At 61.0% G+C, this 12,159-nt stretch carries 10 protein-coding genes and 2 pseudogenes; 4 read left to right on the top strand and 8 right to left on the bottom strand.

Translation table 11 applies throughout. The features are described from left to right. The first annotated feature begins 105 nt into the window (after positions 1-105). Positions 106-1,998 (top strand): type IV secretory system conjugative DNA transfer family protein, encoded by a 1,893-nt coding sequence (locus tag BPNPMPFG_RS38270; protein ID WP_258598969.1) that lies wholly within the window; start codon positions 106-108, stop codon positions 1,996-1,998. 174 nt (positions 1,999-2,172) lie between these two features. Here the strand turns inward: BPNPMPFG_RS38270 and BPNPMPFG_RS38265 are convergent. The 3 genes and pseudogenes from BPNPMPFG_RS38265 to BPNPMPFG_RS38250 form a co-directional block, all read right to left on the bottom strand. Continuing rightward, positions 2,173-2,690 (bottom strand): annotated as a pseudogene (locus tag BPNPMPFG_RS38265) (GNAT family N-acetyltransferase). After that, positions 2,687-2,962 (bottom strand): type II toxin-antitoxin system TacA family antitoxin, encoded by a 276-nt coding sequence (locus BPNPMPFG_RS43440; protein ID WP_183455111.1) that lies wholly within the window; start codon positions 2,960-2,962, stop codon positions 2,687-2,689. Before BPNPMPFG_RS43440 ends, BPNPMPFG_RS38265 begins: the two are co-directional and overlap by 4 nt. 12 nt (positions 2,963-2,974) lie before the next feature. Continuing rightward, a pseudogene (locus tag BPNPMPFG_RS38250) lies at positions 2,975-3,387 on the bottom strand (ABC transporter permease); the annotation flags it as partial. A 78-nt stretch (positions 3,388-3,465) separates the two neighbouring features. Here BPNPMPFG_RS38250 and BPNPMPFG_RS38245 point away from each other — a divergent pair. Beyond that, positions 3,466-3,630 (top strand): hypothetical protein, encoded by a 165-nt coding sequence (locus tag BPNPMPFG_RS38245; RefSeq protein ID WP_258598966.1) that lies wholly within the window; start codon positions 3,466-3,468, stop codon positions 3,628-3,630. A gap of 166 nt (positions 3,631-3,796) precedes the next feature. Here BPNPMPFG_RS38245 and BPNPMPFG_RS38240 read toward each other — a convergent pair whose 3' ends face one another. Genes BPNPMPFG_RS38240 through BPNPMPFG_RS38230 form a run of 3 tightly spaced genes read right to left on the bottom strand, consistent with a single transcriptional unit; the run spans position 3,797 to position 7,175 of the window. Further along, complete coding sequence (locus BPNPMPFG_RS38240; RefSeq protein WP_258598964.1) at positions 3,797-4,876, bottom strand: glycosyltransferase; 1,080 nt, start codon at positions 4,874-4,876, stop codon at positions 3,797-3,799. 41 nt (positions 4,877-4,917) lie between these two features. Further along, the gene (locus BPNPMPFG_RS38235) at positions 4,918-6,249 is read right to left on the bottom strand and encodes a UDP-glucose dehydrogenase family protein (RefSeq protein WP_258598963.1); all 1,332 of its coding nucleotides are present in this window, start codon (positions 6,247-6,249) and stop codon (positions 4,918-4,920) included. Further along, positions 6,246-7,175: a ketoreductase domain-containing protein gene (locus BPNPMPFG_RS38230; protein ID WP_258598961.1), complete on the bottom strand. Its 930-nt coding sequence runs from the start codon at positions 7,173-7,175 to the stop codon at positions 6,246-6,248. Before BPNPMPFG_RS38230 ends, BPNPMPFG_RS38235 begins: the two co-directional genes overlap by 4 nt. A gap of 932 nt (positions 7,176-8,107) precedes the next feature. On the opposite strand from BPNPMPFG_RS38230, the gene BPNPMPFG_RS38225 reads away from it, so the two are divergent. Continuing rightward, positions 8,108-8,296 (top strand): type II toxin-antitoxin system HicA family toxin, encoded by a 189-nt coding sequence (locus BPNPMPFG_RS38225; RefSeq protein WP_183455110.1) that lies wholly within the window; start codon positions 8,108-8,110, stop codon positions 8,294-8,296. Between the two features lie 5 nt (positions 8,297-8,301). Continuing rightward, the gene (locus BPNPMPFG_RS38220; RefSeq protein ID WP_258598960.1) at positions 8,302-8,703 is read left to right on the top strand and encodes a type II toxin-antitoxin system HicB family antitoxin; all 402 of its coding nucleotides are present in this window, start codon (positions 8,302-8,304) and stop codon (positions 8,701-8,703) included. A gap of 426 nt (positions 8,704-9,129) precedes the next feature. On the opposite strand, the gene BPNPMPFG_RS38215 is transcribed toward BPNPMPFG_RS38220, so the two are convergent. Together BPNPMPFG_RS38215 and BPNPMPFG_RS38210 are read right to left on the bottom strand one after the other, a co-directional pair. Beyond that, positions 9,130-11,457, bottom strand: a complete 2,328-nt coding sequence (locus tag BPNPMPFG_RS38215) for a relaxase/mobilization nuclease domain-containing protein (RefSeq protein ID WP_258598959.1) — start codon at positions 11,455-11,457, stop codon at positions 9,130-9,132. Then, positions 11,454-11,783, bottom strand: coding sequence for a hypothetical protein (locus tag BPNPMPFG_RS38210; protein ID WP_244662163.1), 330 nt, complete (start codon positions 11,781-11,783; stop codon positions 11,454-11,456). Before BPNPMPFG_RS38210 ends, BPNPMPFG_RS38215 begins: the two co-directional genes overlap by 4 nt. Positions 11,784-12,159 lie beyond the last annotated feature (376 nt).

The raw sequence follows: 12,159 nt of genomic DNA, 5'->3' as shown, positions 1-12,159 counted from the left end.
GCACTTTTGCGCATGCAGAACAATGATCGCACCGCGAGCGTCTTCCTGATCGCCTGGAAGCATTTTTACGCGCGCGTCTTCTTTCCGCTGACGCAGGTCGAGACGTTGATCCGCGCCGGCATCGCCGTCGGCAGCGTCGTGGTGCTGGGGCTCGCCGGCTGGCTTTTTGCGACTGTCAATCGCCAGCAGATGCCCTATGGCGAAGCCCGTTTCGGCACCGTGCTGGAAGCGGCGAAACAGGGCCTGACAGCAAAGCAAGGGATCATCCTCGGCAAGCTCGCCGGGGCCACGATCCGCTCCGACGAGCCCGCTCACATTCTCGTCGTCGGTCCGTCGCGCTCGGGCAAGGGCACGGGCTTCGTTCTACCGAATGGCTATCTCTGGCAAGGCTCGGCCGTGTTCTTCGACCCGAAGCGGGAGAATTTTGAGGCGCTCGCGAACCATCGTCGCGCAATGGGCAACAAGGTCTTTATGTTTTCGCCTGGCTCGAACGACACACATCGCTACAATCCACTCGACTTCGTGCGGCGCGACGAGCGGATGGCGACCGACTGTCTGGTCGTCGCCTCCTTCGTCATCCCGGAGAAGGCGGACGATACTTGGGCGGGTGCCGGACGCCTGCTGCTCTCTGCGCTGATCGGCTACGTGCTCTCCTCGCCGCTTATCGCTGGCGCGCAGCACATGCGTAGCGTTGCGCGCATGACGACGACGGGTAAGGATATCTCCTCCGTGCTGCGCGCCATCGTGAAGACCGAGCGCCTGCACCTGCCGACATGGGTCGTCGATAGCTTCAACCAATATATCGCCCTGGAGCCGGAAACCAGGAATTCGGCCGTCTTCAACGTCAACATGGCAATGTCGCTGTGGAACAACGGTCTGATCTCGGCCGCTACGGAGACATCTGATTTCGACATCCGCGAGCTCAGGCGCCATCCGATGACGATCTTCATCGGCTGCACCATCGCCGAGTTGTCGATCTTCCGACCGCTGATCCGCATCCTGTTCCAGCAAATCCACGACTTGATGATGGTGAAAATCCCGGGCGAGGACGAGCCGCATCAGGTGCTGCTCATGCTCGACGAATTCTACCACGTCGGCCGCATGGATTCCTTGATCTCGAAGATCACGATCAGCGCGGGATATGGTTTTCGCATGGCGATCGTTATGCAGGACATTGCCCAGCTCGACGAGCTCTATGGCAAGAACAAGCGCATCACCACCGTCTCCGGCTCGCAGATCAAGCTCTTCATCCAGATAAACGATCTGGAGACCTCGGAATTCGTATCTGAGATGCTGGGCGAGACGACCCAGGTCTACAAGACGCCGGTGATGCGACCGGGGCAGGGGATCTTCGCGCCGCGCCTTTGGGCCCCACACTACACCCCGCGGCCGCTGCGCAGTCCACTCGAGCTGCGCGAGATGTCCGCGCGGACCTCGATCCTGATGGTCAAGAACTCGCGCTCTTTTCAGCTTACCAAGATCCGGCACTATCAGGATCAGCCATATCGACGGCTTTACCAAACAGCTAAGGCACATCCGCCCAGCTTGCCCGCGCTGCGTAAATGGCAGGATGAGGTTCTCGGCGGCGCCATCAACCCCGCGCCGAGCCTGGAGGCGGCCGAAGACGAGGCTCAGCCTCCGCAGCTCCAACGCAACGGCAGAAAGACGGCAGCACGGCCTGAAGCTGCACCGGAGAATGAATATCCTCGCGGCAGCGTTAAGTCTCCGGCCGAGCCTGCTTTCCTTCCGGCGCCACCGGCCATCGCGAAAGGGATCCCTGTTAAGCAATCCCGAAAGGTCTTGTCGCTCGGCGAGGAGCCCAACGCCCCGCAAGACGAGAACTGCAATATTCGTGACCTGCTGGCCGCTACCGAGCGCACCCAACGAGACGACTTCGATGTAATGGCGGCATCAACTCGCACCGCGTCCATATCGCCGAAACTCGAGGAAGCTTTATCGGCCCTCGCCACCTTGCAGGAGCGGTTTGGGGATGACTAAATTTCCTTATCGTCGACGCGGGACCCGCCGGCGTCAACGGCCGTCGCCACTGCGCAGCTCACCCACATTGGTGCCAACACTGCCATGGGCTTCGGCAGCATCGACTATGATATGCGGTTGTCCTTGACCGAAGCGCGCGCAGTGACATGCATGGCAGCCGATTTACTGCTGCGTTCATATCTCGGCTATCGCCTCGGCGATCGCGGCGAAAGGCAAGACCAGGGATAGCGGCGCGTCATCGAGACGGACCGCACCGTAGCCCTCATACCAGCGTGAGGCCTGGTCACCTTTGGCGTCGATTAGAAGGGCGACGCCGCCGACTTCCTGCGCGACTGCTATGCAGCGTCTCCCTGCGGCGAGTAGCAAACCGCCACCGACTCCGCGGCCTTGTATCCTACCATCCACTGCGAGGCGACCGAGACGGTAGACCGGCACGTCGTAGCGGCCGAGGCCACGCCTGGCGACCGTTGGTGTGCGGGCGTAGTCCATCGAAGCGGGACTCAGGGAATAGAATCAAGGATGTGCGAAGGATCTTCCGCCGTCACGGCGACGAAAGTTTTTGCGCCGCCGCTTTCGTGGTTTTGACGCGCGAAGCGCTGTAGATAGGTATTGAGGTCCGCGTCGTCACAGTTGAAGGCGGCACGATCGTGCTGTTTACCGATCGGCACTTCCTGCCAGATGACGGAACTCACGCGAGGGTCTGACCGGCCTTGGCGGCACGGATAAGACGGTCGGTAGGCGCCGGCGGATTTTCGAGCAGGTCGAGGACGCGCAGGCTGTCGCGTTCTGACAGCGCGAGATGTTCGGCGCGTTCGATCGCGGCCTGGGCGTCACGCAGCGCCGAGCGCGTGACAAACTCGGTTAGACCGACATTCGACAAGGCCGCTGCACGTGCGATCACGGCTTTTGCTTCTGGCGGAATCCGGAAATCGATTCGGCCATTGTCACTGACATTGCGGGGCATAGGTATCTCCTTTGGCCCGATAATATAGTACGGATTGAATCCGTACAAAATAAATCCTTTCGCCTTACCTTCCTTGAGCTGGATGGGCGCACCAACAGGCAGTTGCGATTCGCCGAAGAGCTGCGTTGCAATGGTCTGGCCGATCACGACAACCAGCGCCGCGCTCGCCTCGTCGTCCGGCGTAATCTCGCGGCCCGTGTCGATGCGCCAGTTGGTCGTGGCGGATAATTCGAACTGATGCCCTGGATGACGGTGGTCCAGTTCTGATTGCTGAACTGCACCTGGCCGGATTGGCGGATGAGGTAGCTGACCTCGCTCCCCGCAGTACTCTCGCGCCGGATCGCCTGGGCGTCGCCGGTCGTCAGCGTAGCGGCGCTGCCGGCTCCGCCACGTAAGCCGCTTGCCGTTCTAGCGCCCGGTAGCACCACCACGAGGTTGGTGCCGAGGCCTTCTATCTGCTTGCGCACCGCCTCGTTGGCGCCCTGGCTTCGATCTCTGCGCTGATGAAGGCAAACCGCGCTTGTCACCGCACCGATGCGGGCACGCTGGCCTCGGTGGCCGATGCAGCGTCACGCGGTGTGTTGACCATCCCGGTCGCCGAGACTTTCCCGCTGGATCAGAATGCCGTCGCCGCCGACGCGGACGGGAAAGTCGTGCTGAAACACTGAACACCACGACATCGTCTCCGGCCGCACAAAACCTCTGACGGGGCGGACGCGATGTTACTGCGCCATCCAACTACAGGTAGTCACCATGTCTATTTCTCGAGCTAGCATCACATCGTCTCGCCCCTGGCAAACTGGGCTATGGGCTGCCCAAAAGCCACGGGCCACACTAGGCGGCACGCTCCAGGCCGCTTCGCCTGGCGTTGTCGAGAACGTTCAGGAACGTCGCGAACTGGCTGTCGGGGTTCATCTGCGGCCGCTCCGAAAACAGGTGCGCCGCCGCCGACAGCCTGTCGTACTCGGCCTTGTCGTTCCACAGCCGCCTGATCGCCGCGACCCAAACGGCGAGCGGGGCTTCGTAATCCAGCACCACACCGCCGGAGCCGATCGCTTCGGGCAGACCGCCACGCCGCGAACCGACAACAGGAATGCCGCTGCAATGCGCTTCCGACGCGACGCGGCCCCATGCCTCTTCCCATTTGCTGGGCGCTAGCAGGATTTTTGTACGACCGTAGACCGTCTTCATGTCGCTGGTGCGGCTCTCCAGCCTGACGTTGGAGAACGACGCGATCGTTTCTTCGATCCGGGCCCGATGATCGTCGTGAAGCTTCCAGCTTTCGACGAACAGGAACGGGATCTCGGAGCACGCCTCGGCGATGCGGACCGCAAGGTCAAACCCTTTTTCCTCATAAGGGTTGATCAACGTGACAAATTTACCTGTCGTTGGGGTGCTGTAGAATGCGGGATTGATGGTCGGCGGAATCACCGTCGAGTCGATATCGAATTTCTGCTTGTAGGTGCGCGCCGTAAACTCGGAATTGGCAATGTAAAGCGCCGACCGCAATTCGCGCAGATCGCCGGCCAATTCGTGGAATTCGACATTTCTGAGATAGACAACCAGCGGCACGCCCAGCGCCTGCAGCTCTCTTCCGATCGGCACCGACTTGTGGCACTGCACGACCGCGACATCTGGAGTCAGCCTTTCGACCGCAAAGCCCGCCGCTTCCCAGGGAAACCACGCTCGCACCACCGGATAGCCCGGAAAATTGTCGATGACCGCGCGCTGGCGAAGGAGCTTCATCTTGGCGCGCGCCTTGAAACCGAAGATTCCATCGCCGGAAAGCGCCGCCAGAACGGAGGCTTCATGACCATGCTTGCGCAACTGCTCGACCAGATGGTGCGTGCTCGACTGAACGCCACCGCTGAATTGTGGCGTGTAGGCGTTGCCGCCTGCAAACAGAACTTTCATGGACCTGGCTCCTTGTTGTGCCGCGTTGTGCCGCCCTGCCGTCATGCCGCCATCCTGCCGATCGAGTGATACTCGATGCCGTGGCGGGCGATGACCTTGGGGTCATAGAGGTTGCGGCCATCGAAGATGATCGGCGTGGTCAGCGCATCTTTCATCGCGTCGAAGGACGGCGCGCGGAAACTCTTCCATTCGGTGGCGATCATCAGCGCATCGGCGCCACGCAGCGCGGCTTCCTTGGTCCCGCACAAAAGCAGGTCGTCGCGCAGCCCGTAAATGGCCTGGCATTCCTGCATCGCTTCGGGGTCATAGGCCTGCACATTGGCGCCCGCATTCCACAGCGCCTCCATCAGCGTGCGTGCCGGCGCCTCGCGCATGTCGTCGGTGTTTGGCTTGAAGGCCAGCCCCCACAGCGCAAAGGTCTTGCCCTTGAGATTGCCTTTGAAATAGCGGTTCACCTTGTCGAACAGCACGGATTTCTGCTCGTTGTTGCGCTCCTCGACGGCGCGCAGCAGCTTGGCGTCGAACTTGACGCCTTCGGCGGTCTTGATCAGGGCGCGCACATCCTTGGGGAAGCACGAGCCACCATAACCAAGACCCGGATAGATGAAGTGGTAGCCGATGCGCGGATCACTGCCGATGCCCTTGCGGACCTCCTCGATGTCGGCGCCGAGCTGCTCGGCCAGGTTGGCCATCTCGTTCATGAAGCTGATCTTGGTCGCCAGCATGCAATTGGCGGCGTATTTGGTGAATTCGGCGCTGCGCACGTCCATCACGATCATCTTCTCGTGGTTGCGGTTGAACGGCGCATAGAGCTCGCGCATCACCGCTTCGGTGCCCTCGCTGTCGGTGCCGACGATGATGCGGTCGGGCTTCATGCAATCGGCAACCGCGGAACCCTCCTTGAGGAATTCCGGGTTCGAAGCGACGTCGAAGGCCAGATCCTCGCGCCCCCTTTTCTTCAGTGTTTCGGCGATCCTGGCCTTTACCCTTTCGCAGGTTCCGACCGGCACGGTCGACTTGCCGACGACGATCTTGGGTTTGTCCATCTCGCGGCCGATGGTCTCGGCGACGGCCAGCACATATTTCAGATCGGCCGAACCGTCCTCGCCAGGCGGCGTACCGACCGCGATCATCTGGATTTCGCCATGCCTGACCGCGGCCGCGGCATCGGTGGTGAACTTGATGCGGCCGGCGGCGTGGTTCTCCTTGACGAGGTTTTCGAGCCCCGGCTCGAAGATCGGCACGAAGCCCTGGTTGAGCCGCTCGACCTTGTCGGCGTCGACGTCGACGCACACCACCTGGTGCCCGACTTCGGCAAGCACCGCCGCCTGCACGAGACCGACATAGCCAATTCCAAAGACCGTCAAATTCATTCGGTTTCATTCCCATGCAAGGCTGCGGACCGCTTTCGGTCCGGCCAGTTCAATTCGCGCGCGATGTCGTCGCGATCGATTGAGCTGATTATTCCGTCTGCAACACTGCCCGCGGCATGAATGATGCCTCTGATCGGACGTCCCGCCTGGATCTGCCCCAGGCAAAAGGCGAGCGCCTCACGGTTCGATACATCCACCGTCTGAACGCCCACAGTGCAGCCCGTTGCCTCCATGTCTTTGATTGCCGCAAGACGTTCTGCGGTCGGAACGCTGCGCGAAAGCACATGGATGTGCTTTGCTCCATTTTCGCTCAACGCTTGGACCATCACGGGGCCCGATGCTCCCGAGCCCCCCCCAGTTACGAGGTAGGATGCAGTGCCGTCTAGTCTATGAGGGAATTGCAGCGCAGATGCAATCTCTTGCAGTTGAGTGACAGCTCGCTGCTTTCCATCATAGACCACCACATCGGCGGTATCTTCCAGACTGCAGTCTAGCTCCCTGGAGATGAGGGCAGTTAGCGATTTTGGGTCGACATGCCCGACCGGAATGCACAGCAGGCGCGGGCAAGCTGTTTCCCCGGCAAATGACCTGGAGAAGCTGAAAGCAGCCTCTGCGATGCTTACCGACATTCCATCCGCGTAATCTTTGGGGGAGACCATGATGATTGGCATGTTTGTACCAAGGTCGAAGGCACCGGCCACGCTGGCGAAGAGCGACGCCATCCCGATTAGGGCATATTCTAGCTCCTGCCCTGCTTGGGCAGCCGAGGGAAGAAATATGTCGAGCGGAATGACAAGGTAGTCGACATCCATAAGATCCCTAGCAATTTCTGCGGGGTCTCGCGCTTGCCAACGGCCGACTGTTGGCAAATCCAGATGGGCATCCTGAATATCGTTGGAAAGAAACGAAGCAATTGCGCCGCGCATCCGTCAGACGGAACCTGCTGTGGGGAGGTCGCGAGGGACGAGCATCGCCTCGCGAATGGTTAGGCGCCCCTCAGCGCCCGACTGATTTGTTGCATCAGCTTCGCCACTGCGCGTGTCGGGGATATTGGATGAGCCACCAATTCGACCGTACATGACGATTCGCACTCCTTTGTTTCGCATTCAGTTCAGGCTGGTTAGGCGCGGCAGGTCTGGATAGACCGCCTAGCTGACGATTAGCTGACGAAGGCGTTCTTCCGGGTGCACAAACGAAATCAGGCTCCCGCCTACACCGGCCGGCGAAGGCCGCAGGTCAGGCCGCTGAACTTGCGGGGTCTTGAGCCGCCAGTTCCAAGGGGGCTCCAGCTGCTGTCGCAAACTATTCGGTAAGCTGATGCAGGTCCTATGGGATTCGATGAGACCGTTCTCGACCGGAGGCGTCTTTGCCAACAATCTCGGCGAAGAGGGCGCTGATCTTATCCGAGCCCGCTCCAGCGATGCCCTTCAGTGTCGGCTCGCGGTCCTCAATCGGATCGGGGCGCGCCCATCGGTCCGACTTCATGCCACCGAGAAGAGAAATCGCAGGCAGGTTGGTGGCATTTTGGGCTCGCCGACCGGCGGTTTCGGCCCGTCAACAGGTCTGGCGTGCGGCTTGCGTGCTCCTGCGATTACCCGTCGCAAAGAGCGGTTACGAACCCCGCGACGAGTTGCGCGACTTCTGTTGTCGCCCCGGTCTCATAGCCGACAGTGACGGGTCCTACCGTGATAGGAGCTGAAATGCGAACGCTGCTCGTTCATCATCATGCGGATCTTGCACGCACGGTGCGAGCTGCGCTCGGCGGCTCGTTACTCACGGATATCTCAAACCCGGGGTGGCCAAAACCCGCGGCCCACTTTCATATTGCATGTTTCACGATCGATGTGTATTTATACACATGAAAAGTGCAGCAGTGATCCAGGCCCTCGAGGCCGATGGTTGGTATGAAGTCGCTCGAAAGGGCAGTCACGCACAATTCAAACATGAAAAGAAGCCGGGCAGAGTCACAGTCCCGCATCCTAAAAGGGATATCCCTTTGGGAACTTTGCGGAGCATTGAACGTCAATCCGGTCTAAAGCTGAGGTAGAGACAATGAAGCAGTATATCGGACTGATCCATAAGGATGCCGAGAGCGACTTCGGCGTGTCCTTTCCCGATTTCCCCGGCGTCGTCACGGCCGGTACAGATCTAGATGATGCTCGCGCTATGGCCGAGGAGGCGCTGGCCTTTCATATCGAGGGGCTCGCGGAAGATGGTGAGGCTATTCCAGAGCCCTCCAGCTTGGAGAATGTCATGGCCGACGCCGAGAACCGTCGCGGTGTTGCAATCTTGGTGGCGGTCAAGACCGAGGCCAAGAAAGCAGTGCGTGTCAATGTCACGCTTCCCGAAGATGTCCTCAATCGGATCGATGCCTTTGCCGAAGCCCATGGATATACCCGCTCGGGGTTTATTGCCCAGGCAACCCAGAAGGTCATGGAGATGGAGGCGGCTTAGCCGCCCCCAAATATCGCCCCGAACATGGCCGGCGTCATTGCCGCCCCCCTCGGCACCACCATCACGAACTCGCTTTCATGGTCAACATGGATGCGTTACTCGCCGCCGTGAATTGTCTGCATCTTCTCGGCACGGAGACGAGCAAGAACCTCAATCTCGTTGTTGATCGCCTTGGCCTCGGTAACGGCTTTGTCGACCATAGGGCTGGAGTCGATCCGTTCATGCCGCACCTCCTTTCTTCGGCGCAGCTAATCTGGCTAGGCCTCGCGACGTCCCTGTGGCGAAAGTTTGGGTTTGCGGCCGAACTGAAAGCCATTGGCCTTGGCGCGGACGCGACCATTCGAGGTGTTTTCCTGAATCCTGCGCCGGCTGCGCGATCCCTCATCTGGACCGCGTCCGACCTTTGCAAAGCAGATCGCGCGATCGTCAAATTATCCTCTGGCCCTTGGTTGCCTGCACTTCGGCTTTGTCAGCATCGATTTCTTGAAGCACCTTTTCCTGTTCCAATTGGAGCGCCACAATCGCATCGGTCTGAAGCAGCGACTGCGGCAGCGGCTGTGCGGGATGATCGGCGAGCACACGCGAGGCCTCGATGGCGGCCGCAGCTTCGCGTGCCTCACGGGCGGCGGATTGTTGCGAGTTCGCGACGATGGCCCGATCTACACCAAGCTCGCGATGCGATGCCGGGTCGATCCCGCCACGGGCCTCTTGTCGGCGCTCTATCTCGACGGCGCGATCGACAATCCGTTCCGCAGAGACGGCCTCCCGCTGTTCCTTCAGGCCAACCTGTTGAGCACGCGCGATCAGGCGATCGGCATTGACCCCTGCAATGGCCTCGACTTCGGAACGAGAGAGCTCCTGCGCGCCGCGCTCCTGTGCGCGCTGGAGATCGATTCGGCTTGCGAGTGTCTCAAGGTACCGTGACGATGCCTCTCGAAACTGTTGCTTGGTCTCCCCATCGAGGAGATCGCTTGTGCGCGAAACCGCCTCGTTCATGAGGCGAAGATCCTTCGTCATCTGCGCCGATGTGACCGGCATGTCGTTAGTCTCCTTCGTAAAATGGTCAACTCGTTTCCCGATCATGTCGAGGACATTGCCTAATGTCTGGGCCATCGCCAGTCGTTCAAACATTTGCTTCGCCAGCGCATTGTTCGGATGTTCCCGAGCGAGAGTTCGCCAGGCGGCGACGCTTTCGTTGACAGCGCGACGATCAGGCTTCGAGGCGGGAAGCTTGATGGGGTTCGCCCGAGCGACACGGATCCGGTTCCTGGCATTGTGGATGAGTCGCTGGTTAGCAGGATCCGCCGCATAAGCGCGGTCGCGTGCTTCCCGCGTCGGCCGTGGCCGCTCGGCCACGTCGACGATCGCCTTGTCCTTCGGGCCGTAGCTCTGCGACGATGCCCGTTCCTTCGCTGAAGTGGCGACGATTTTCAGCCCATGCGCCTGGGCGTGCTGAGCATACACCTCGCGCCATTCTCGGAACGTCTCACGGCCCGGATGGATCTTCTGTCCGGATTCATTTCTCACCGTGATGATGGCGTGGGCATGGATATGCCCGTCGGCTTGCTTGTCGGTGTGAACGCCAAACATGAACTTGTGGTCGGCGAACCGGTCATGCAAGAACGCGCGGACGGCGTCGGTTAGAGCCGCGACATCCGCCCCAGTCTTCGCCGAGATGATCAGGTGCATTGTGTCGCGCGCCGACTGCGACCGCAGCGACGGTCCCCATTCTCGCGCGGCGACGCGCGCATCGGCGACATTCGACAAAACCTTGCCACGATCGTCGACCACGGCGCCCTTCTCGATCAGCTTGTTTAGTCGATAGGTCACACCGTCTCGACCGTGGGTGGTGGGGCCTGGATCAACGCTCACGGCATGCCTCGGATGGCCGGTCGCCGCCTCTATCCGCGCCTTCACCGTCGCCTCCGATCGGATATTGAGCCGGCACTGAGTAAACCCAACCTCCGCATTGCCAACCCGTTCCTCCCGGACTCGCAACCGCTCCTTGGGGGATCCAGCCATCGCCACAACGAGCCGCGCCTCCAGCTCGCCCGACGGTGTCGCATCGAGACGATAGGCATAGCGATGGCCCTCGAATCCGGCAACCATCGCCTTCTCATAAGTCTGTCGCCCTGCCGGTGTGTCGCGCACGCCGTGAAGCTTCAAGCGCATGGCAGCGACGTCCTGGCTCTCTGCACGCTTCGCGAAACTCGTGGACCAGACCTTGATTTCGTCGGCCACAGCTTCACGATCGCCAAGCATGCGCCCATCGTGGGTCTCAAGCGCCGCCTCCTCGCGCTGCACATACTGGCCCGTTGCCGTGACGCGCGCGACGCCCCGGGCGTAGGACACCACTTTGATGACCGCCGGCTGATAGCCCGCCGCCAGTTGCCGGGCACGGCCGATAGCCCCACCACCCTGCGCTCCACCACTGCTCGAAAGATTTCCAGCGATCGGCGCCGTCGGCGACCCAGATCCGGTGTTCCCCGCCAGCCCGCCAGCGCCTCCCCTGGCCGCCGCCGGCAGCAACCGACGCCGCTCCTCGTCCTGTCCGCCCGAGATCGTCGCGCCACGAATGTCTGCCTGAGACGACGTACTTGGTAGCGACGAAACCCGTTTGGCTTTCGGTTGGCGCTCCTCGTCAATCGGCCTCGATACCCGTGGCCGCCCGCGTTCCTCGCGTGCCGTTTCGACGGCCCGCCGCGCAGCATTGACCTGCTCAAGCCACCATCCGATTTGAGCGGCCCGGCTCAAGAGCGGACTTCCTCCGACAGTGTAAGCTTCGCAACACGTCGAAGCTTGGAGCCATAGGCGACGGTCATCTCGGTGAGCTCTTCATTGATCGTCGCGATCACCTCGTACAAGCCGCGCCACACGGCCTCCGTGTCCTCGATGCGCACGGCCTGGCCACGGTGGATCGCCTTCAAGACCTGGGAGAGATTGCGCCCAACCATCCGGACTTGGTAGGCGAGATCCACGATGACCACAGTGTTCTCGGCAGAAAGTGCGGGGCCGGCCTGAACCGACGCCCGGATCAACCGTCGTACGACCTCGGCCTTCGGCAAGCCGAACAGTGCCACTGCCTCCTGAAGGCGCCGCTCATCCAGCTCCGACAGCTCCGTGCGGAGCCTTGGTTTGCGTCTCGGCATTGCAGCGGAACTGGCCACAGCGTCCTCCCTTCTCTTCTCGGCCGACGGGCTCAAGCTTCGCCGGCAGGCAACGCGCGTCAGCGCCCTGGCTGCGTCCAGCAGCCTCCCCGGTTTGGCCCACAAACCGGTATCTTGTCAACAAATATCTATTATAATGAACTCAAATGGCCCAAGGAGAGCAGCCGCCCCATGCCCTGCCGTGCCCACCTGCGCTGTGCCGCGATCCGCCCCATAGCGCTATCCCCACCCGTTGTTACCGCAATACTGATGTGACGCCTTTTGATATGAATACACCTGTCAGGACCCC

This window comes from Mesorhizobium sp. AR07 (genome assembly GCF_024746815.1).
In the GTDB taxonomy this organism is placed as follows: domain Bacteria; phylum Pseudomonadota; class Alphaproteobacteria; order Rhizobiales; family Rhizobiaceae; genus Mesorhizobium.
Note: the sequence above shows the minus strand (reverse complement) of the source record. Positions and strands in the feature narration are given on the sequence as shown.